Source organism: Streptomyces sp. Ru72 (assembly GCF_002920635.1).
Lineage (GTDB): Bacteria > Actinomycetota > Actinomycetes > Streptomycetales > Streptomycetaceae > Streptomyces.
This window is the reverse complement of the sequence record NZ_PQSR01000043.1, coordinates 25,701-46,451: the sequence shown is the minus strand read 5'-3', so window position 1 is coordinate 46,451 and position 20,751 is coordinate 25,701. Positions and strand designations below refer to the sequence as shown.

Sequence of the window (20,751 nt, the reverse complement as noted above, 5' to 3'; positions counted from 1 at the left end):
GGGGGGGCGGCGGCTACGAGGCCGGGTGTCTGCCTGCGTCTGCGGGTGATCCACGGAGCGTGGCCAGACGGCGGTGGTATTCCTCCTCGTCGATCTCGCCGCGCGCGTACCGTTCGGCGAGGATCTGCTCGGGGCCGTTGTCCGGAGGCGGCTTCTGCCAGGTGCTGTGCCATCCGCCGGGCGGGACGGGGCGGGCCAGAGCCCGGAGGAGCAGGACACCGAGGGTGATGAGCAGCACCCAGAACAGCAGCGTGCCGACCGACATCACGAGCCAGCCCCAGCCGTTCATGCCATGGCCGTACCAGAACATCATTCTCTGCCTCACCTTCCCAGGTCATCCCGGGCACGAGCCCGTGGCGGCAGATCTCTCGACATCCATCGTCGCTCTCCTCCGGACACAAGGGCGACGGGCCGGACGGCCCTGCTCCAGGGCCACCGAGCCCTGGGTGGAGCTCTCCCCGTGGAGGGCGATGACCAGCCCCTGTCCTGGAATGCACAACACCGTCCGCCGGCAGCCCTGCCCACCCGTGTGCGCGGCTCATCACACGACACCGGCCCAGGAACCCCGAGCCGCAGCTCCGATCCGCGTAACGCCCGACGTCACCGGGCCCAACCATGCGACGATCACATGAGCCCGCCACTCGTGAGCCGCGTCCTCGCCGCCACCGAGGTGTCGTCGAGTGGGGTCGGCTCGTCGGGCATTCTTGAGGCTGGGCCGACGACATGGTGAGGGGAGCTGCGGTGGACGAGCGCGCGAAGGATTCGCGTGAGGGGGAGGCAACCGGGATGCCTCCGCAGCTGCGGCTGGATGCGCTGCTGGACGACCTGCAGCAGCAGGTGGCGCAGGTCCGGGGGGCCCGCGACCGCGTCCACACGCTGCTCGACGCGGTGTTGGCGGTCGGCTCCGACCTCGACCTGGAGGTGGTGCTGCGCCGCATCGTGGAGTCGGCGGTCACCCTGGTCGACGCCCAGTACGGGGCGCTCGGCGTGCTGGGTGAGGAAGGCACGATCAAGCAGTTCGTCACGGTCGGCATGGACGAGGAGGCCATCGCCCGCATCGGGTACTACCCGCGCGGCGAGGGCATCCTCGGGCTGCTCATCCGGTACCCGGAGCCGCTGCGCCTGGGGAACCTGGCGGAGCATCCGGCGTCCGTCGGCTTCCCGTCCGGGCACCCGCCGATGAAGAGCTTCCTCGGCGCGCCCGTCCGGGTGCGCGACCAGGTCTTCGGGAACCTGTACCTGACCAACAAGCAGAGCGGCGCGGAGTTCGACAGCGACGACGAGGCGGTACTGCGGACCCTGGCCGCGGCAGCCGGTGTGGCCATCGACAACGCCCGGCTGTACGACGAGGCGCATCGCCGGCAGCGATGGCTGGCAGCCAGCAACGAGCTGACCCGTAGCCTCCTGTCCGGCGCCGAGCCCGGCGCGGCGCTTCGGTCCTTCGCCGGCGCCGTGCGGGAGATGGCCGGCGCGGACCTGGTCACTTTGGCGGTGCCCGTCGGCGACCGCGGCGAGCTGGTCATCGAAGCCTCCTCGGGCTCGCAGGCCGAGGAGGTCCGCGGACTGGTGCTGCCCGCCACGACGCTGGCCGCGAAGGTCTTCACGTCCGGGGAGACGATCACCAGCGGGGCCCTGAGCGCCGATCCGAGCTCCCAGGGCGGCAGTGCCTCGGTCGTGGAGCTCGGGCCGGCCTTCTTCGTGCCCCTCGGCACCCGGGAGCACGTCCGCGGAGTACTGCAGGTCGCGAACCGACCGGGCGGCGCCCTCTTCACCGACGCCGTGATCGACATGGTCACCGGGTTCGGCAACCAGGCCGCGCTGGCCCTCGACGTCGCCGAGCACCGGCAGAACACGGAACGCATGGTCGTCCTCAACGACCGCGACAGGATCGCCCGGGACCTGCACGACCTGGTCATCCAGCGGCTGTTCGCCGGCGCGCTCACGCTGCAGTCCACTCTGGGCCGGGTCTCCGACCGACCACAGGTGAGCGAACGGATCCAGCGGGTCGTGGACGATCTGGACGACACGATCAAGATCATCCGCTCCACCATCTACGCCCTCCGCGAGGACGATCAGGCCCGTCGCGGCAGCGGGCTGCGTGCCCAGCTGGTGGCGGCCACCGAACGGGCCACCGAGACGCTCGGCTTCGCACCCGCGCTGCGCATGACCGGGCTGCTCGACACGGCCGTGCCCCCGGAGCAGGCCGAGCAACTGCTGGCCGTGCTCGGCGAGGCCCTGTCCAACACGGTTCGGCATGCACACGCCACCATCGTCGACGTCGGCGTCGACGTCACCGACGCCGCCCTCAAGCTGCGTGTCGCCGACAACGGCCGCGGAATCGACCCGTCCGTCACCCGCCGCAGCGGCCTGGCCAACCTCCGCAGGCGCGCGGAGGAAATGGACGGCACATTGACGCTGTCCGCGAACCAACCGAGCGGCACCGTCGTCGAGTGGGTCGTCCCGCTCCTCTCCAACGCCTGACACTGCCCGTCCGCGGTTCGGCGTGCCGTGACCGTTGACGGGCGTCCGGTCCCCTCACCTCTCACGCCTGCGTCCCGCGTGATGTCGGGGGTCCGTCTGCGCAGGTGCCCTCCAGCCAGGAGTTGGCGAGCACGGCGGGTCGGCCGCGCCGGAAGGAGCCTGCGCAGGCCCGCGAGCGCTTCCCGGGTGCCGCGACGGACGGCCGAACAGCCTCGAAGCTCCGCGCAGCCCGGGACGCTTCCGTCACACGGTGCCGTTTGGCCGACGCGGCGTCAGGTCGACGGCTCCGGGATGCGGGTGCCCACCCGGGCGCGTACTGCCTCGACGGCCTCCCACTGCTCGGTGCTCAGGTACGCCAGTGCGGCGAGGAAGACGCCGTCCTGCTCCTTGAGAATGTGGTCGCGCAGCAGATCGAGCGCCGCGATCAGCCGGTCCGGCCGTTCCGGGTCGGTCAGGAACGGGCCGTTCGCCTCAGCCGGCACCGACTCGATGCGGCGGTGCTCGTCCTCCAGCACGGCGCTCTTCTCCGGGAAGTCGGCGGTCAGCGCCGGGAACAGGCCGTGCTCCTCCACCTGGGTGTGGGCCCGGCACCGCGGCGATCTCCCGGGCCGGCTCCGCCATGCTGGTCGACGAAGCGGGCATGCTGGACGGCATCGTCAGCCGCGCGGACCTGCTGAAGGTGTTCCAGGAGACGGCGGAGGAAGTCCGGCGCGAGGTCGTGACTTCCCGGCGCCGGTGTCGGGCGTGCGGGTGGAGGTGCGGGGCGGCATCGTCAGGCTCAGCGGACATGCCCGGGACACGTCCTTGGTGCCCGTGGCCGCGCGTCTGGTCCGAGGCCGTCGAGGGTGTGGTCGACGTGGAGTTCGAGCTGACGCCTTCCGAGGGCTCGGGGCGCTGCGTCACACACCGCTGTGGTCCCGGTCAAACGGCAGGTGTGGGCCGGTCGGACGGCCCGACGCCGCCGCTGTGGGCCTCGGTGAGGTCGCATTCCACGTCGACGACACCCTCCACTGCCCGAGCCAGACGTGCGGCGAGGGAGATGAGCGGGGAGTCGGCGACCCGACCGCGGAGGGTGACGACTCCGTCCCTCACGTCCACGTGGACGGTATGGGCGGGGGCCGGGAAGAGCGGGGCGACGACGATGCGGCGGACCTCTTCCTCGAGGTCCTCATCCGACCGCAGGAAGACCTTCAGCACGTCGGCGCGGCTGACGATCCCCCGCAGCATGCCTTGGTCGTCCACAACGGGGAGCCGCTTGATGTGCTTCACGGCCATGATCCGGGCCGCCTGCGCCAAGGTGACGTCGGGATGCACGGTGATCGCCGGCGTGCTCATGAGGTCCCCGGCGGTCGGGCCTCCGGCCTCGGCCGTCGCGGACAAACGCCCTCGCGGCTCGGACAGGCTCGGGACACCGGCGCGGAAATCCTCCCTGGCCAGCACGTCGGCTTCGGACACCACCCCGATGACGCGGCCGTCGCCCTCCAGGACGGGCAGGGCGCTGACCTTCCACTGCTCCATGGTCCTGACGATCTCCCTGAACGGCGCATCACGTCCGACGGCCACCACCGCCATGGTCATCACATCGCTCACGATGTGCGGTGTCCCGGCCATGAAGACCTCCTCGTGCCATGACCTGGCCGGGCGCGGCAGAGCGCACAGCGCTTCGCGGGAGCACGTCGGTACGTGCGGCCTCGGCCCTCTACCTCCAGCGTCCCAGGGGACCTACCGGCCGGAACCCGGCCGAAGGTCCCCGTCGCAGGGCCATTGCGCCTGTCGCGGGCCCCGCCCGGCGGTGCGACGGTGGTGACAGGGGTCCTCACGGCGAGCTGCGACGGGAAGGCTGTGGTGACGATGGAGCTGCCCCTGGTTGTCGGCGCCGACGGTTCGCAGTCCAGTCTTCGGGCGGTGGACTGGGCCGTGGACGAGGCGGCGCGCCACGGACTGCCGCTGCGGCTGCTGTATGCCTCCCTGTGGGAGCGCTACGAGGGCAGCCGGCCGACCTTCAGCGCCGAGCGTCCCTCCGAGGAGGTCATGGCGGAGCACATCGCCGCGTCCTGCGCGGAGCGTGCCGAGCGCCGCAACCCGGAGGTCAAGGTATCCGCCGAGGTGCTGCCCGACGAGGCCGCGCACGCACTGGTGCAGGCGGGTGAGGAGGCGTTCGCCGTGGTGGTCGGTTGCCGGGGCCGGGGTGAGATCGCCGGGATGCTGCTGGGCTCGGTGAGCCTGGCGGTGGCGGCGCGCGCCGTGAGTCCGGTCGTCGTGGTCCGTGGTCCCGAGCGGAACCGGGACGGCCGACTCGGACGTGTCGTGGTCGGCGTCGGGGACTCCCCCGAGGCCGAGGCCGCCGTCGGCTTCGCCTTCCGTGAGGCCCGAGCACGCGGCTGCGCCCTTCACGCCGTACGCGCCTGGCGGCGTCCGGCCCATGAACACCGGGACAGCCCCCTCGTCGCTGACGACGCCGGCACCGCGCACGAGGAAAGGGCCGCCATCGCCCTCACCGAGGCGCTGCGTGAGGCCGAACGGGAGCATCCCCGTGTCCAGGTGCACCGCCGCACGGTGCAGGGACCGGCGCACAAGGTACTGCTCGACACCGCGGCGGACGCGGACCTTCTGGTCGTCGGCGCGCAGCGGAACCCCGGCCACCACGGTCTGCAGCTCGGCCGGGTCGCCCACGCCGCACTGCACCACGCGGACTGCCCCGTCGCCGTCATTCCCCAGAGGTCGTGAGCTCCACCGGCAGATCCTCGGCCGTGGACACCGTTCGCAGAACATCGCCGAACTACAAAGCGGCACCATCGGCGAGGGCATCCACCTCGGCGCCATGGCCGACACCCTGGGCCTCCTCCTCGATGTGCGCCTGGCAGCGGGCAGCTGCGGATACCCGGCCCCGACTCCGACGGAGCACCGGTCCGTGTCGCTCCGCCCGACCGCCCCGACCGTACCGTCACCAGTCGGCTCCGGGCGAGACCTGCACACTGCTCCGCGCATACGGCCCACTCGGCCGCCCTTCCCTGGCGCGCCGCCACGCAGTCGCGCAGCGTGGAGGTGAGGGACTGCAGTCGGTGAAGGACCGCATTCGGCGTGGCCGACACGGTCACAGGAGAGGTGAGGCGTATGGGCGCGGAGACTTCCGGGCCTCGTGTCGTGGTCGGCGTCGACGGTTCACCGTCCTCGCATGCGGCGCTGCGCTGGGCCGTGCGGTACGCGGGCCTGATCGGCGGCACCGTCGAGGCCGTGGCCGCGTGGGATCTGCCCGGCGCGTACGGCTGGTCGGCTCTGGCCGTGGACGCCGACTTCGACGAGGCCGTCGCCCGGCAACGCCTGAACCAGGAGCTGAACGATGTGCTGGGACGCGAGGAAGCCGCCTCCGCCGGGGCGCTTGTGGTCCGCGGCAACACCGTCGACGTGCTTCTGACGGCCGCCGAGGGAGCCGAGGCGTTGGTGGTGGGCAGCAGGGGGCGGGGCGGGTTCGCCCGAGCCCTGCTGGGGTCCGTCAGCCAGCACGTCGCTCAGCATGCGAAGTGCCCGGTCGTCATCGTGCGCCCGGAGACGCGCTGAGGATGCTCCGGCAGACATGAGGCGGTCCCGGCGGACCGTGAAGCAGCAGCAGACGAGGAGGAGGCCCTGATCGTCGATCGCCGAGTCACCGGCGTTGGAAGACTTGCGGGGGAGCTCCCCCGCCCCATCCGCGCCCTGTTTTCAGACGCGGCCTCACCGTTCGGCGGAGTCAAGCAGTCCGGCCTCGGACGCGAGGGAAGCAGCGAAGCCGCCCTCAGTGGCGGTCCCGCCCCCGCCGAGAGCGGCTGAAAACCACTCAGTGCCCTTCCTGCCGCTTCCGGTCCTGGACCTGAGTGGCGATGACGGCGGCCTGGATGCGGCGCTCCACGCCGAGCTTGGCCAGCAGACGGGAGATGTGGTTCTTCACCGTCTTCTCGGCGAGGTAGAGCCGCCGGCCGATCTGGCGGTTGGTCAGCCCTTCGCCGATCAGGGCCAGGATCTCCCGCTCCCGGGTGGTCAGGCCCTGCAGTCCGTCGGGCTGCTGTTCCTCCTGCCGGCCACCGCGCAGCCGGGCCATCAGCTTGGTGGCGGCACTGGGGTCGAGCAGGGACTGGCCGCCGGCCACGGTGCGCACGGCGGACACCAGGTCCGAGCCCTGGATCTGCTTCAGGACGTAGCCGGAAGCGCCGGCCATGATCGAGTCGAGCAGGGCTTCCTCGTCGTCGAAGGAGGTCAGCATGAGGCAGGCCAGTTCGGGCATGCGCGATCGCAGCTCCCGGCACACGGTCACGCCGTCGCCGTCGGGCAGACGGACGTCGAGCACCGCCACCTGCGGGCGCAGCGCTGGGACGCGCACCAGCGCCTGCTCCACCGTGCCGGCCTCGCCGATCACCTCGATGTCCGGCTCGTCGTTCAGCAGGTCGCGTACACCACGCCGTACCACCTCGTGGTCGTCCAGCAGGAAGACCCGGATCGGATTGCCGGGGCCGGGCCGCTCGCCGTCCGCCATCAAACTGCTCCCTGATCCCTCGCTTCGCACCGATGTCCGCTCGTGGACGGAATCGGTCCTCCGTACCGAGATCCTTTCTCGTATGCGCGCCGAAGGGCCAGGGCCGGTCGGCCCTGTTTCCCACCATGATCTCGACGCGGCCGGAGCAGCCGCTGCCGCCGGGTACGAAGTGGCCCGTCGGACCCCTGCGGTCAGGGTCCACGCCCCCGACGGCTCGCGGAAGCGGACGGATGTCGCAGAGCCACAACCGAGTTCGGCCAACAGGGTGAAGGTCCTGTGGGAGGTCCTGTGGCCCCGCGCAGTCAGGTGTCCCCGTGGCGCGGCGGCTGGCGGTGCCCTGCGCCGCGGCCGGCTTGCCGACAGCGACCGGGATCGGAAACCTACGGTCCTCCGGCGCGGCACGGTCCCCGCCGGCCTGCCCGAACCGGTGCCGCTGCCGGTGCCGGTGCCGGTGCCGGTGCCGGTGCCGGTGCCGGTGCCGGTGCCGGTGCCGGTGCCGGTGCCGGTGCCGGTGCCGGTGAGTCAGGACAAGCAGGGTCGGCCGGACGCGGACAAGGGCCGAAGGGCCCTGGTGCGAAAAGCTCCCGTGCCGTTCCAATGACTTGATCGAACCTGTCCGTGGCTCCCGACCGGACGCCACGGACAGCCGGCGACATCTCGAAGGTGACACCTCGAAGGGACGACGCACATGCCGTACCGGCGCACCGGCCGTCACGACGGCGACAGGCCGCGCAACAGCCTTGGGCGCCGGACACAGCAGTGAGCGACGCAACCGCACGGAAGCCTCCCATGACCCTCGATACCCCCCATGCCCCTGCTGCCGGGTCGCGCAGGAGCATCGAGCTGGACGGCGACGAAGCACTGCGGCTGCTGGGCAGTGTGTCCTTCGGAAGGATCGTCTTCACCCGCCACGCGCTGCCGACCGTCCGCCCGGTCAATCACATCCTGGACGACGGCGACATCGTCATCCGCACCCACGAGGGCGCGGCACTGACCGCGCGCGCCGCGCAGGCCGGCGGCCAGGGGGTCGTCGTGGCATACGAAGCCGACGCCATCGATCCCGACACGCACCTCGGCTGGAGCGTCGTGGTCACGGGCTACGCCCACCTGGTGACCGACTCCGAGGAACTGGCCCGCTACCGGGCACTGCTCACTCCCTGGGTGGACAAGACCGTGGACTACGCGGTACGCATCCGCCCCGACCTGATCACCGGCGTCCGCCTCACCGCCGCCGACGAAGCCGACGCCGGCTGATCACGGTCGCAGCTTTCCCCTCGGCGGTGGGCAGCCGCCGACCTCGCCGTCCGGCCCCTCGTCGTGGGGTCGTCGGGCCGGTCGCCGACGGTGGCGACCAGTGCTCAGACAGAGAGGCGCAAACCGTACATCGTGCGGCCGCCGACGAGTTCACGTCCGGTGACCAGTTCGGGCTCGATGCGCACGAAGACCTCCTCGGGTGAGGGAACCCAGGAGCGCGGGCCGATCCGCTCCAGACGTTCGACCTCGGCCGTGTCGGTCACGACGGCGGCCCGGCCGGTGACGACGACGCTCCAGCCGGAGTGGGTTTCCACGTCGACCGCGTCCGCTTCGAAGGCGACGACCGCGCCGTCGACCGCACGGGCCAGTTCCGAGGCCGCCGCGGTCCGTAGCAGCACCGCTCCGTCGCTGTCGAGGCCGAAGTTGACCGGCACGACCGCGGGCAGGGCCTGGCATGTGTGGACGACGCGGCCGACGGGTGCGGTCCCCAGCAGGCGCAGGCACTCCTGACGACCGAGTTCGCGGAAACCATCGTTCGGGTACATGAGTCAGCCCGTCCTTCGCCCGGTGGAGGGGGTTACGCTCCATGCTGATCCCGGCAACGGCTGCAGGTGAGGGGCCGGCGGTCCCGCCCTGACCGGAGAGCGGCCCGATGAAACGTGGCGGCGAAGAGGGGCCGACCGGCCCTACCGGCCCGACCATCGGCCCGGATTTCCGGCACTGGGCAGCGCCGCAGGACAGGCCGCCGCAGGGCCTCGCCGCAGCGATCATGCAGGGGTTCGCGGCGGACCCATGGTGGGCGCACGCACCTCGACGTGCGTAACTATGGTGTCCCGCCACATACGCCTCTGACCTGCATCTTCCTCCCGTGTGCCAGCACGTACCCGTCCCCACCGCACACGAGGAAGTGGCGCACATGGCCTCCGCAGCATCCGCTCCACCCACGCCCGCCAAGCTCCCCAGGATCGTCGCCGCCAGCCTCATCGGCACCACCATCGAGTGGTACGACAACTCATCCGACCAGGGCTAAAGCGATCGACGTGGCGTGGCGCTTGACGCGGAGACCACGCCGCATCTGGGACTCCACGTCTTCGCCCGCAATCATTCCTGGGCCAACTGCCTGCCAGGACATGCTCGCGGCTCCCAATCGGCAGACGTCGTAGAGGGCTTCGGTCGCGGGGTGGGACGAGGCCGTACCCGAGCGGCGACTGGCCGGTCCCCGCCCCAGTTCAGCATGTTCAGCCGACGAGGCAGCCAGAGCATAGGGCGGGTTGTGCTCAGGCGTGCCGGGTGGGGGCCCGTAGTTCGGTCTCGTATCCGCCCTCGGGGGTGGGTTTGGCGGTGAGGGTGCCGTCGAGGAGTTCGGCGCGTTCTCTCAGGCCGATCAGGCCGTGCCGGGCGCTGGGCAGGGCGACGGACGGGCGGGTGGGGGCGGTGTTGGTGACGGTGACGCCGAAGTGCTGCGTGTCGTGCCACAGGTGCACCTCGGCGCGGGCGCCGGGGGCATGCTTGCGCACGTTCGTGAGGGCTTCCTGCACCGTGCGGTAGACGGTGCGTTGGGCGGTCGTGCTGATGCCGGGCGGGAGCCCGCCGGTCAGGGTGGTCTCGATGCCGCTGTTGGCGATCAGCTGCTGGAGGTCGGCGAGGGTGGGCTGGGGGGTGAGTTCGGTTTCCCTGCCGCCGGAGGCGCGCAGCAGGGTGACCATGTGGCGGAGTTCGTCGAGGGTGTTGACGCTCAGGGTGCGGATGGTGCGGGCGGCGTCGCGGGCGTCGGGGTCCTTGGCGGCGACCTGCAGGGCTCCGGCCTGTACGGCGATGAGGCTGACCTGGTGGGAGACGACGTCGTGCATCTCGCGGGCCAGTTGGGCGCGTTCGCGGGCGAGGACGGTCTGGGCGTACAGGGCGCGTTCGTGTTCGCGCGCCTCTTCGACCTCGACGAGCTGGCGGGCCACGTCGTGTCCGGCCTGGACGAGCTGGCCGAACAGGATCGGGGCGAAGGCCGTGGCCAGCGTGTAGACGAACTGGATGAGCGTCCAGGTCTGGTCGCGGGAGAACGAGTCGGGCAGGGGCCAGGCTAGGGTGCTCGCCGCCGCGTTCAGCAGGGCGCAGCCGGCCAGCAGCGGGCGGTTGCGGGTGCTCGTGGCCAGTGTGTACAGGGAGGCGATCGGCGCGACTGCCACGTCCATGAACAGGGTCATGGGCAGTGTCAGCAGGAAGACGGTCAGGGGAAGGCGCCTGCGCAGGAACAGTCCGGCGCAGCCGACGGCGGCGCAGGCCCACATGAACGGTGTCGCCTCGCCGTAGAGGTTGATCCAGGCGTCGAGTGCGGCGAGCACGACGAGGCCCGTGTCGACGGCCCAGGGCGGCACCCGCCGCCACAGTGCCTGACCCGTGCTCATCATCCGTTGCTCCGTGCCGGGTCGGCGCGGTCGTCGCTGAGCAGTCCGGCGCGCTCCGCGAGGAGCGCCGCCTGGACGCGGCTTGAGACCCGGAGCTTGGTCAGGATCGAGCTGACGTGGTCCTTGACGGTGCCCGCGCTCAGATGGATGCGGGTGCCGATGTCGGCGTTGGACAGTCCTTCCGCGATCAGGACGAGGACGTCACGTTCGCGATCGCTGAGCAGATTCACGCGCGCCACGTCCGCGTCCTGGGGCGCTCCCGCCCCCGGATGGCTGCGCAGCAGAGCCCGTGAGGCTTTCGGGGACATCACCACCCCGCCCGCGGCCAGGGTGCGTACGAGGTGGGCGAGTTGTTCGGGCTCGGTGTCCTTGAGGAGGAAGCCCGCGGCTCCCGAGCGCAGCGCGGTCAGGATGTACTCGTCGGTGTCGAAGGTGGTCAGCATGGCCACGGTCGGCGGCTCGGCCAGCGTCTGGATCTCCCTCAGGACGGTCAGGCCGTCCACGTCCGGCATGCGGATGTCGAGGAGTACGACGTCCGGGTGCTCGCGCCGGATCACGTCGGCGGCCTGCGCTCCTTGCGCGGTCGCCACGACCTGGATGCCGTCGGAGGCGTTCAGGATCAGCTCGAACCCGGACCGCACCAGCGCCTCGTCGTCCACCACCACTACCCGGATCACCGGCGTTCCGCCTCACACTCGTCTGTTCTGTCCAGCTTCACGGCGTTCCGTACACCCGGTATCGGGGCATCCACGTTCTCGTACGGTGATCGCCTGCCGTCCACAGTACGTCGGGCAAGGCCCGCGACGGTGCCGCCGCTGTGGACACCCGCCACCCAGCAGGCCGGTTCCAGCCGGTCGGGGGGAGCGCTCCGGTCCGTCGGCGGGCGGGTGGGCGACGCTCGGCTGACGGCGTCCGTGGTTCCCGTCCGGTGGGATCGGCCCGGCCGGGGGTGGTCGGCCCTCGGCGGGCATCGCATACGTGGCCGTCGCCGTGCATGTGGTGCTGCTGGTCGCCCGGGGCCTGCTCGCGGCCCGCGCCGCGGGCCGCACGTGGGGCTCCGCGTTGGTGATCGGCACGGTGGACGCGCTGCTCGGGCTGGCCGTCGTGGTGGCCAACGCCGTCATCAAATAGGGCAGTTGGCCGTCCGGACTCGCCGACCGCACGGCGCGGCGCTGTTCCGCCGGTCGGCGGGGCGGTCCCGGCCGGTCGGCGGGGGTGTCGCCGAGACCTGTCGGATGGTCCGCTCCCTGACGTACACGCGAGATTCTCCGTATGACACAGATACCGCCGCCGCAGGAAACGCCGGCTCCGCAGGAGAACTCGCCGCCACGGCCCCGAACCCCGTCCGAGTCCGCCGGGCAGGCCCCCGGCGGTCCCTCGATGGGACGCCTCGTGGGGGTGGACCTGGCCCGCGCGCTGGCGGTGTTCGGCATGTACGTCGTGCACATCGGCCCCCCGCTGTCGGCCACACACGGGGTCGCCAGCTGGATCCGGTACATGGCGGACGGGCACTCGTCGGTCCTGTTCGCCACCCTCGCCGGGTTCTCGCTGATGTTGATCGCGGGCCGCTTCGAGCCGAAGACCGGACTGGCCGGCCGGCAGGCGAAGGCCCGGATCGCGATCCGGGCCGTGATCCTGCTGGCGCTGGGCACCGCCATGGCGGTGGAATACGGCGGCGTGATCATCCTGGGCTTCTACGGCGTCTACTTCCTTCTCGCCCTGCCCCTGGTGCGACTGAGCGCGGGGACTCTCGCGATGATCGTGGCGGGGCTCGCGCTCGTCACGCCGCAGCTGTCGTTCGTCCTGACCATGCGGCTGAGCGACTCCGTCCAGCAGGGCATCAACGCCTACGACCCGCTCAGCCACCTCAGCGAGGTGGGAGTGCTCGATCTGCTGCTCACCGGTTTCTATCCGGCGCTCACGTGGACGCCGTTCGTGATCGCCGGCATGGCGCTGGGCCGCATGGACCTGTCGGCGGGCGCCGTCCAGCGGCGCCTGGCGGCGATCGGTGCCGGCCTCGTCGTGGGGGCTTACGGCTTGTCCTTGCTGCTGGCGGGCAAGAACGCGTTGCGGAGTACGGCGGAGGACATGTCGCCGTCCAGTGGCTCCGGGGCGGCGTCCATGGGCAGCGGGGCCATGGAGCCCCAGCTGTCGTACTCGGATCTGTTGGCCGCCGGGCCGCACAGCGGCACCACGTTCGACATCATCGGCAGCGTGGGCGTCGCGATCCTCGTGATCGTGGGCGCGACGGTGCTGATGGACCGGCTGCCGCGACTGCGCCGCCTGGCGAAACCGGTCATCGCCGTGGGCACCATGTCCCTGACGGCCTACGTCGGCCACTTCCTCGCCCAGTCCGCGCTGTCCACGCCCGCCGGGACCGGCACCCAGCAGTCCTGGCTGCCGCTGCTCATGTACGTCCTCGGGGCGATCGTGTTCGCCACGATCTGGTCCCGCTTCTTCCGCCGCGGCCCCCTGGAGTACCTGCTCAACACCGCCACCAAGCCCGCCAAGTACATCCGGTGAGGTCCGGCCGGGGTGGCTGGGCTTCCCGCCCCGTCCCGGCCCGGACGGTCCGCCCGGCTGCCGACCGCCCGACTGCCCGACTGCCCGACTGCCCGACTGCCCGCAAGGGATCGCCCTTGCGGGCTTCGGCTGTGGTCCCGGCCGACCGATGGGTGCCCGGGCAGTCTCCTCGGTGCTCAAGCCTGGGGGTTCGCCGCTCGGTCCTCAGGTTGATCATGACGCGCCGCGCGCGTGCTCAGCCATGGCGTCCGATGGCCTGGAGGAGGTCGGCGAAGGTGGTGCAGGTCGCCGGTTCACCCAGGGCCGTCATGGTCCAGGCGCCCGCTGAGCGGGTCACCTCCGCCATGATCAGCGCCGTGTGGGAGCCCGTGGCGGGAAAGGCGTACCGGGCCAGTTCGTGCCCCAGGCTCTCGTCGACGAGCCGGCAGTGCGCCCGATGCACCGTCGCGAAGGTGCTGCCGTCGAAGGAGCTGACGGCGAAGACGATGCGGTCCGCGTGGGGAGGCAGCAGGGACAGGCGGGCGAAGAACGACTCGCTGTCCCCTTCGCCTGGGACGTCCTCCGCCGTCAGACCAGTGATGTACTCGACGGGCTGGTCCGGGTTGCGGGGGTTGTCGGCGAAGAGAACGTCGAGGAACTGGCCCTGGCTGTAGAGCACTGCGAAGGTGCCGAGGCGGTCACGATGGTGGAGCCCGAGCGCGCCGAGCAGTCCGGGGCGCGGAGCGGGCTGCCAGCCGATACCCACGCGCATCAGGTTGATCGGGCGGCCGTCCGGCCTGCTCAGCGGGACCTGCTGACCCATGGCCATGAGCACGGGCATGGGGACTCCAGGGTGAGGTGACCGACGGGGGTGAGCGAACTGCCTGGCCTCAGCCTCACGAGTCGTGTGGTGCGCCGGTATCCGGCGGATGTCCGGCGCCACCCCGCCACCTGGCCCGGCTGCCCCCGCCGTCCGGTGGGGGCAGCCGACAGGCGACGGGACCGGCCAGCGCGCAGACCCGTCTCACCCCGCCGAGCTCCCGCCCGGGCCCGCGGCTGCGTCGCCGCGAGCTGCGCGTACAGCTCGTCCCGTTCCACCAGCTCCTCCTGGCCACCGACCGCCCTGCCCCCGACGTCCGGTAGAGGCAGCCGACGACCGACGGGACCAGCCAGCGCGCAGACCCGTTTCACCCCGCCGAGCGCCCCACCGGAGCCAGCAGCTGCGTCGCCGCAAGCTGCGCGTACAGCTCGTCTCGGTCCACCAGCTCCTCGTGGGTGCCGACCGCGCGGACCGTGCCCGCGTCCATGACGACGATGCGGTCGGCGTCCGTGACGGTCGACAGGCGATGGGCCACCACCAGCACGGTGGTCTCGCGTGCGGTGTCGGCGATGGCGTCCCGCAGTGCCAGCTCGTTGATGGCGTCGAGCTGCGAGGTCGCCTCGTCCAGGAGCAGCAGCCGGGGCCTGCGCAGCAGCACGCGGGCGATCGCGATGCGCTGGCGCTCGCCGCCGGACAGTTTCGTGCCGCGGTGCCCGACCGGGGTGTCCAGGCCGTGCGGGAGCCGCTCGGCGAGGGCGTCGAGCCTGGTTCGGGCGAGGACCGCGCGTATGTCGTCGTCGGTCGCGCCGGGGGCGGCGAAGACCAGGTTCTCCCGCAGCGTGCCGGCCAGTACCGGCGCGTCCTGCTCGACGTACCCGATGACGGACCGCAGCTCGGACAGCGGCCACTTCGTCACGTCCTTGCCGTCGACCAGGACGCGGCCGCCGGTCGCCTCGTAGAACCGCTCGACGAGCGCGAAGACCGTCGACTTGCCCGCGCCCGAGGGACCGACGAAGGCCGTCATCCCGCCACCCGGCACCTCGAAGTCCACCCGCTGGTGGATGTCCGGCAGCCCGGGCCCGTACCGGAAGGACACCTCCTCGAAGCGAACCGACGCCGGACGCGGCGGCACCGCCTCGGTCTCCGCGGGCCGCACTGGCCGGTGCCGGTCTTGCTTCTCCGTCGCCAGGCCGTCCACCTGCGCGATCCGGGCGATCGCGGCCGCGCCCTCCTGGTAGTGGGACGCGGCGTCGACCAGCTTGTACACCGGCTCCATCAGGTAGAAGAGGTACAGCAGGAAGGCGATGAGCGTGGATACGGGCATCTGCCCGGACGCCACGCGAGCCCCGCCGACGGCGAGTACCGCGAGGAACGCCAGCTCCACGGCGAGGTTGTCCGCCGTCCCCATCACGGCTTCCCACTTCGCGCTGCGCACGCCATGGCGCCACGCTCTGCGCGCCGCCGCCTCGACGCGAGCGGTCTCCCGCTCCTCGGCGCCGGACGCCTTCACCGTACGGAACGCGCCGAAGGCCCGCTCCAGGCCCGTGGACATCTCCCCGACCGCCGCCTGGGAGCGCTCGGTGGCCTGCCCGATCTTCGGCATCACCAGCGCGGCACCCACACCGACGACCGCGACCACGCCGAGCGTGACGCCCAGCAGGACGGCATCGAGGAACGCCATCACCACGACCGCCGCGACCAGCGTCAACGCCCCCGTCGCCGCGGAGACCACCGCCTGGGTGCTGACCGCCCGCAGCAGCGTGGTGTCGGAGGTCACCCGGGACATCAGATCGCCCGGCTGCATCCGGTCCACCTCCGCGAGGCGCAGCCGCAGCATCCGTCCGATGAGGCTGCGGCGGGCGGCGAGCACCACCGACTCCGCCGTGCGTTCCAGCACATAGGCTCCGAACGCCTCGGCCGCCGTGCTCAGCAGTACCAGCACGGTCAGTGCCAGCAGGATGTTTCCGATCGTTCCACCGGACGAGAGCCGGTCGACCAGCGTCTTCGTGGCCAGGGGCTGCAGCAGACCCCCGGCGGCCCCGGCCAGTGCACACAACAGACCGAGCGCGACGGCCCACCGGTGCGGACGGATGTACCCGTACAGCGCCTTGAGGGTCTCGCGGGCGCGCAGGGACTCGGCACCCGTCGCCTTGGGGGCGGATGCGGTGTTCACAGGATTCCTCTCCTAGGTCCTCGGCCGCGCACCGCGTCAGCGGCTGCGGGCACCGGCCCGCACGGGGGCCTTGGGGGCGTCGGCTCAACGGGCCGCTTCGGCGGCCCTCGTCGCGAGTGCGCGAGTGTGTGCACGACGGCATCGCGGAGTTCAGGGCGTGTACGACGGCCAGGCAGAGGCCGCCGGCACCAACGGCATGCAGGGGAGCCCGCCATGGTGCGGATGGCCGCGGAGGCCTCACGGCGAAGGAGATCTCCGATCGCCGACTCAGTGGACCAGTGAGGCCGCCCGCGTGGCGAAAACGTGCACCCCTGCCTCGTAGAACTCAGGACGCAGGACGAACAGGACACCGGCGGCCGCCACCAGCGTCAGGCCGAGAAGTTCCAGCACCCCGCCTCTGCGGAGCGTGACGTCACGGTCCCGCACATCGAGGTCGGCCGACGCCCCGGGGACGGTCTCGGGCTCCTTGTTGCGAACATGCTGTGTCATGCCTCCAGCCTGTCCGCCCGGCCGCTCTGCGCCCATCCGACGACTGTCGGGTCCGCCCCCGCCGAGTGGCTGGAGGACATCGGCCTGGAGTGGTACCCGCCGCGGCCGGCAGGCACATCAACCGCGCGTGTCGACGACCCGTGCGTCCGGCTCGTCGGCCTCCGGGGAACCGGGGCCGCCGGCAGCCGACGGGGACGGGCCGGTCAGGGACCGGGCGATGACCACCGAGCCGCCGCCGTGCAGCAGAACGCTGCCGAGCACCGTCAGGGTCATGGCGTACAGGGCGGTGTCGGCGTACCGCCCGTCCGGCAGAGCGTTGAACGCGAGCAGGCCGAACACGATGGAGGTGGTACCGCGCGGTCCGAGCGCGCCGACCATGAGCCGTTCCCGCCAGCTGAACTTCGAGCCGAGGAAGGCCAGCATGATCGGAAGGACGCGCACGACGGTGAGCGCGGCGACGCAGAGCACGACGGTGGGCCAGTGGACGCCCTCGCCCAGGGCGAGCACCACGGCGTTGCCGAAGAAGAACCACATGCACATCGTCGCCATCGAGTTGGTGTCCTCGATGAGCTGGAAGTCCGAGGCGTGGGGAGCCGAGGCACCCCGCCGGCGGACCGGCGCCTGCCTGACGTAGCGGAAGGCGATCCCGCACACGAACGAGGCCACGAAGCCATTGCCGTCCATCGCCGTGGTCACGGTGTAGGCGAGCAGCGGGGTGACCAGCACGACGACCCGCCGGGACTGCTCTGTCATCCACTCCGCGCGGTCGGCCATGTTGATCAGCCACGCCACCAGCGCCCCCACCACGAAGCCGACCACGAGGGCCTTCAGCGCGAACGGCACCGCCGTGCCGAGAGCCTGCATGGGCGTGCGGGTGACGGAATGGGTGCCGACGAGGATCAGTGCGAACAGGAAGAGGGGCGACACGATGCCGTCGTTGTAACCGCCCTCCACGTTGAGCACGCTGCGCACCCTCGCCGGGATACGCCGGTCGCGGACCAGCGTCTCGGCCGGGGCGAAGTCGGTCGGGACGACGATGCACGCGACGAGCAGCAGCAGCGCGACCGGCAGCCCGGGCAGCAGCCACATTCCCAGCAGCACCATCGTGATCAGGCTCAGCGGCAGGGCCACCAGCAGTGCCCGCGCCGCGGAGCCCGGGTCGTTGCCGAACAGTCGCCCGCCCGGCAGCTCGGTGGCGTCGACGAACAGCAGGACGGCCAGGATGACCTCGGCCACATGCTGAGCGACCTCGGAGTTCAACGTGGCGGCGATATGGCTGTGCGTGAACACACCCGTGACGACTCCCGCGAACACCAGCACCAGAGGAGCCCGCACATGCCGCTGCTCCAGCCGGCCGGCCACCAGCGACCACCCGGCAACCACCGTGGTGATCACAATCAGGACAAAGATCATTTGAATCCGCTTCAGAACTCGGAACAGACCGGCGGCCGCCCCGCCGGGGCCTCCACAGGGGCGTCGACCGGCGTCAGCACAGGCAGACGGTACAACGGACGAGACCAGGCAAGACAGCGCGGGCACTCACGCCGGGCTCCGGCTCCGGCTCCGGCTCCGGCTCCGGCTCCGGCTCAGCATCTCCTCGCCATGTCCGCCCGACGCCGAGCGGGGCGCCGCGTGGACACGGGGCATCGGGATCGGGATCGAGTGGTGGTCAAGAAGCAATCCATTCCGGGTTCTGCCGATGTCACGTGGAGCAGCGAACAGGATCTTTGTGCATTTCCTCTGCCTGACCCATCCCGCAGTCGGCTGCTCCACCCCCGCCGATCGGCGGGGGCCGTCGTGGCCCTCGGCGCTCTGCTCAGTCCTGCGCGCGGCAGTCGTAGAGGCCGAAGTTGCCCCTGGTGCGCCAGCCGTAGGCCCCGGAGCGGACGCGCTCGCAGTGGGACTTCACCCAGGTGGTTGCAGGGGTGGTGGGCCGCAGGTGGGTGAGCAGCATGTAGCGGAGTTGGTGCGTGGCGATCAGCTTGCCGAGCTGCGGGGCGCCGGGGAAGGAGGTCTTCCGGTGGCGATCTTCTCGGTGTGATCGCTGACCTCATCGGATGTACTTGGCGGGCTTGGTGGCGGCGTTGAGGAGATATTCCAGCGGTCCGCGGCGGAAGAAGCGGGCCAGGACCGCCGCGAACACGGTGGCCCCGACGACGAAGCAGAGCAGCAGCGCGGCGGAGGCGGACTGCGGCGGGGTGGCCGCTTCGCCGGGCAGGGCGAGGATCACCAGGATGTGGCCCACGTAGAGGGTCAGGGACATGGTGCCCACGGCGATGACCGGCTTCGCCAGTCGGCGCAGCCCCGGCAGTCGGTCCAGGGCCACCGTCAGGCACAGGAGCACGGTGATCGCGATCCCCAGGCTGCCGATGAGGTCGAATGTGGAACCGCTGTGCGGCTCGGCCGCCAGCAGCCCCCATGCGTCAGGGCCGCCCAGACCGCCACCGACCGGCGAGTCGAAGGAGCCCGATGCCATGCCGGGATCCTTCATGGCACCTGGGTCCTGCATGGCGGGCATCCCGGCCATGATCTTCTGAGCGCCGCCGGTCAGCCGGAGCGCCAGCCACGAGACGCCGTATCCGAACGCGATCATCGCGGGACCGACGACGGCCAGCCGCCGCCGGACCGCGCCGGAGCTCAGATCCAGCCGGCCCAACGTCATGCCGGTGACCACGAACGTCATCCAGGTGATCGCCGGGTAGAGGCCGAGGAGCAGGAGATCGAGCACGCCCACGCCGCACAGTCGCGCGATCGGGTCCCAGGAGTCGATGCTGTGCACGACCGACTCGGTGAGCAGCGCCCGGGTCACGTACGCCACCTGCGGTGTGACGACCGCGAGCGTGACCGCGATGATCGCGAGCGTCTTGGCCCGCAGCCTCAGCAGGGGCAGGGCCAGCAGGAAGTACACCGCGTAGAAGTTGAGGATCCCGGCGCCGCCGAAGTTGGTCATCGCCAACGCGCTGCCCAGCACCAGCAGGATCACGGCCCGGATCACGATCCGCGCCCTCGCCTGCCGGCCGGCCGGTCCGGTCTTCGGTTCGAAGCGGCCTGCGATCAGCATCAACGAAAACCCGGCGAGGGTGGCGAACAGGGCCGACGCCCGGCCGCTCGCCAGTTCCAGGAACCAGTCGCCGACGCCGCCTCCGGGCGTGGGTGTGGGGCCGACGTGCACGGCGAACATCCCGAACACGGCCAGGGCACGCGCGAGGTCCACCCCGACCAGCCGCGCCATCGGCGCGGGGCGTTCCGTCGCCGTGGCGGACTCGGGTGAGGGTAAAGGCCGGGGAGGCGTCTTGTTGGTGCTTTCGATCTCGGTCACCGGGACAACCTTGCCGAGGCGGGGGGGGCGGTCGACCATCCGCCGGGCTTCGGAAGGTGTCCCCCCGGTCGGCCAACTGCCCCCCTCCGATCGGCGGGGGTCGGTCTCGGCCGTACACGAACGACTGTGGTCGCCGACCTGATCGCCGGGACGCCGCGGGTCAGCGGGCTCACCACACCCCGCGTTCTTCGGCACCGCCGCATCGGGACAGAGGTCGGTGAACATCCCCGCGCTCTCGTCCTACTCGCGTCCGTTCCGGGCGCTGTTGCCGGATCTGCCATCGCAACGGCCACTCCGCATCAGTCCGGCAGGCGATGCCCGCTGGTCGGTGCGAAGCGCCGCGCGCCGACACGCCGTATGGCTCAGCCGCTGGCGGTTCGCGTTCAGGTGCCGGCGTGCCGCTGCTTGATCAGGTCGCGGTGCCATCGCAGCACGGTGTCGGGCTGGACCAGCAACCGGAACTGACGCAGAACCTGGCGCGGCAGCGGCACCAGCAGAGCGGCGAGGAAGGCTCGGTCCTCCGAGGCGAACTTCACCCGGTCCTCCCCGAGCTGCCGCTCGAGGACCACGATCTGGTGGCGCAGGGCGAGGATCTCCGCGTCCTTATCGCGGTCGCTCATCGGCAGCAGCCGCAGCGCGGCGAACGCGTTGGTGATAGCCAGGTAGGCGAGACGAAGCACTACGAGTACTCATCCTGCTGCAGCACCGAACAAGCCCCTGAGCTGCATGGATGACATTCTCGGCAGGCGCAGGCGCAGACGCAGGGACGGCGACGGAGAACGGCCGCCGCAACTACCGGTCGCCGCG

The 20,751-nt window shown here is 71.3% G+C and carries 21 protein-coding genes and 1 pseudogene; 8 read left to right on the top strand and 14 right to left on the bottom strand.

Annotation, left to right across the window (positions count from 1 at the left end):
- Positions 1–13: 13 nt before the first annotated feature.
- Positions 14–325, bottom strand: a complete 312-nt coding sequence (locus C3488_RS20690) for an SHOCT domain-containing protein (RefSeq protein ID WP_374955442.1) — start codon at positions 323–325, stop codon at positions 14–16.
- Positions 326–786: 461 nt separating this feature from the next.
- Between C3488_RS20690 and C3488_RS20685 the strand changes: the two genes are divergently transcribed.
- Positions 787–2,481, top strand: a complete 1,695-nt coding sequence (locus C3488_RS20685; protein WP_258053543.1) for a GAF domain-containing sensor histidine kinase — start codon at positions 787–789, stop codon at positions 2,479–2,481.
- 272 nt (positions 2,482–2,753) lie between these two features.
- Here the strand turns inward: C3488_RS20685 and C3488_RS20680 are convergent, their stop codons facing one another.
- Positions 2,754–3,053, bottom strand: coding sequence for a hemerythrin domain-containing protein (locus C3488_RS20680; protein WP_258053542.1), 300 nt, complete (start codon positions 3,051–3,053; stop codon positions 2,754–2,756).
- A gap of 50 nt (positions 3,054–3,103) precedes the next feature.
- Here C3488_RS20680 and C3488_RS41680 point away from each other — a divergent pair.
- Positions 3,104–3,370, top strand: a pseudogene (locus tag C3488_RS41680) (BON domain-containing protein); the annotation flags it as partial.
- A gap of 32 nt (positions 3,371–3,402) precedes the next feature.
- Here C3488_RS41680 and C3488_RS20670 read toward each other — a convergent pair.
- On the bottom strand, positions 3,403–4,092 hold the full coding sequence (locus C3488_RS20670; protein WP_103841512.1) for a CBS domain-containing protein: 690 nt from the start codon (positions 4,090–4,092) through the stop codon (positions 3,403–3,405).
- A gap of 240 nt (positions 4,093–4,332) precedes the next feature.
- On the opposite strand from C3488_RS20670, the gene C3488_RS20665 reads away from it, so the two are divergent.
- Positions 4,333–5,208 carry a universal stress protein gene (locus C3488_RS20665; RefSeq protein WP_103841530.1) on the top strand — a complete coding sequence of 292 codons (876 nt, stop codon included), beginning with the start codon at positions 4,333–4,335 and terminating at the stop codon, positions 5,206–5,208.
- 387 nt (positions 5,209–5,595) lie between these two features.
- On the top strand, positions 5,596–6,039 hold the full coding sequence (locus tag C3488_RS20660; RefSeq protein ID WP_103841510.1) for a universal stress protein: 444 nt from the start codon (positions 5,596–5,598) through the stop codon (positions 6,037–6,039).
- Positions 6,040–6,295: 256 nt separating this feature from the next.
- Here C3488_RS20660 and C3488_RS20655 read toward each other — a convergent pair whose 3' ends face one another.
- The gene (locus C3488_RS20655) at positions 6,296–6,988 is read right to left on the bottom strand and encodes a response regulator transcription factor (RefSeq protein WP_103841508.1); all 693 of its coding nucleotides are present in this window, start codon (positions 6,986–6,988) and stop codon (positions 6,296–6,298) included.
- A gap of 265 nt (positions 6,989–7,253) precedes the next feature.
- Between C3488_RS20655 and C3488_RS40635 the strand changes: the two genes are divergently transcribed.
- Positions 7,254–7,589, top strand: a complete 336-nt coding sequence (locus tag C3488_RS40635) for a hypothetical protein (RefSeq protein WP_181139107.1) — start codon at positions 7,254–7,256, stop codon at positions 7,587–7,589.
- 188 nt (positions 7,590–7,777) lie between these two features.
- Positions 7,778–8,242 carry a pyridoxamine 5'-phosphate oxidase family protein gene (locus C3488_RS20645; RefSeq protein ID WP_181139106.1) on the top strand — a complete coding sequence of 155 codons (465 nt, stop codon included), beginning with the start codon at positions 7,778–7,780 and terminating at the stop codon, positions 8,240–8,242.
- Positions 8,243–8,346: 104 nt separating this feature from the next.
- Here the strand turns inward: C3488_RS20645 and C3488_RS20640 are convergent, their stop codons facing one another.
- From C3488_RS20640 to C3488_RS20630, 3 genes are all read right to left on the bottom strand, one after another.
- Positions 8,347–8,787, bottom strand: coding sequence for a pyridoxamine 5'-phosphate oxidase family protein (locus C3488_RS20640; protein WP_103841504.1), 441 nt, complete (start codon positions 8,785–8,787; stop codon positions 8,347–8,349).
- Between the two features lie 732 nt (positions 8,788–9,519).
- Positions 9,520–10,641 (bottom strand): histidine kinase, encoded by a 1,122-nt coding sequence (locus tag C3488_RS20635; protein ID WP_103841528.1) that lies wholly within the window; start codon positions 10,639–10,641, stop codon positions 9,520–9,522.
- On the bottom strand, positions 10,641–11,306 hold the full coding sequence (locus C3488_RS20630) for a response regulator transcription factor (protein ID WP_181139110.1): 666 nt from the start codon (positions 11,304–11,306) through the stop codon (positions 10,641–10,643). The genes C3488_RS20635 and C3488_RS20630 overlap by 1 nt, the downstream gene beginning before the upstream one ends.
- Before the next feature lie 313 nt (positions 11,307–11,619).
- On the opposite strand from C3488_RS20630, the gene C3488_RS20625 reads away from it, so the two are divergent.
- Both C3488_RS20625 and C3488_RS20620 read left to right on the top strand, forming a co-directional pair.
- Positions 11,620–11,772, top strand: a complete 153-nt coding sequence (locus C3488_RS20625; RefSeq protein WP_181139105.1) for a hypothetical protein — start codon at positions 11,620–11,622, stop codon at positions 11,770–11,772.
- A gap of 249 nt (positions 11,773–12,021) precedes the next feature.
- On the top strand, positions 12,022–13,164 hold the full coding sequence (locus C3488_RS20620; protein ID WP_103841500.1) for a DUF418 domain-containing protein: 1,143 nt from the start codon (positions 12,022–12,024) through the stop codon (positions 13,162–13,164).
- 235 nt (positions 13,165–13,399) lie between these two features.
- On the opposite strand, the gene C3488_RS20615 is transcribed toward C3488_RS20620, so the two are convergent.
- From C3488_RS20615 to C3488_RS20585, 7 genes are all read right to left on the bottom strand, one after another.
- Positions 13,400–13,984, bottom strand: a complete 585-nt coding sequence (locus tag C3488_RS20615) for a TerD family protein (RefSeq protein WP_103841498.1) — start codon at positions 13,982–13,984, stop codon at positions 13,400–13,402.
- A gap of 346 nt (positions 13,985–14,330) precedes the next feature.
- On the bottom strand, positions 14,331–16,136 hold the full coding sequence (locus C3488_RS20610) for an ABC transporter ATP-binding protein (protein WP_103841496.1): 1,806 nt from the start codon (positions 16,134–16,136) through the stop codon (positions 14,331–14,333).
- Between the two features lie 267 nt (positions 16,137–16,403).
- Positions 16,404–16,625: a hypothetical protein gene (locus C3488_RS20605; RefSeq protein WP_103841494.1), complete on the bottom strand. Its 222-nt coding sequence runs from the start codon at positions 16,623–16,625 to the stop codon at positions 16,404–16,406.
- A 117-nt stretch (positions 16,626–16,742) separates the two neighbouring features.
- Entirely contained in the window at positions 16,743–18,038 is a 1,296-nt protein-coding gene (locus C3488_RS20600; RefSeq protein ID WP_103841492.1) for a sodium:proton antiporter, read from the bottom strand.
- A gap of 403 nt (positions 18,039–18,441) precedes the next feature.
- A complete protein-coding gene (locus tag C3488_RS20595; RefSeq protein ID WP_258053541.1) occupies positions 18,442–18,579 on the bottom strand; it encodes a hypothetical protein in 138 nt (45 codons plus the stop codon).
- Between the two features lie 96 nt (positions 18,580–18,675).
- A complete protein-coding gene (locus C3488_RS20590) occupies positions 18,676–19,944 on the bottom strand; it encodes a DUF418 domain-containing protein (protein ID WP_181139103.1) in 1,269 nt (422 codons plus the stop codon).
- Between the two features lie 383 nt (positions 19,945–20,327).
- Complete coding sequence (locus tag C3488_RS20585; protein WP_103841487.1) at positions 20,328–20,624, bottom strand: hypothetical protein; 297 nt, start codon at positions 20,622–20,624, stop codon at positions 20,328–20,330.
- Positions 20,625–20,751: the final 127 nt, after the last annotated feature.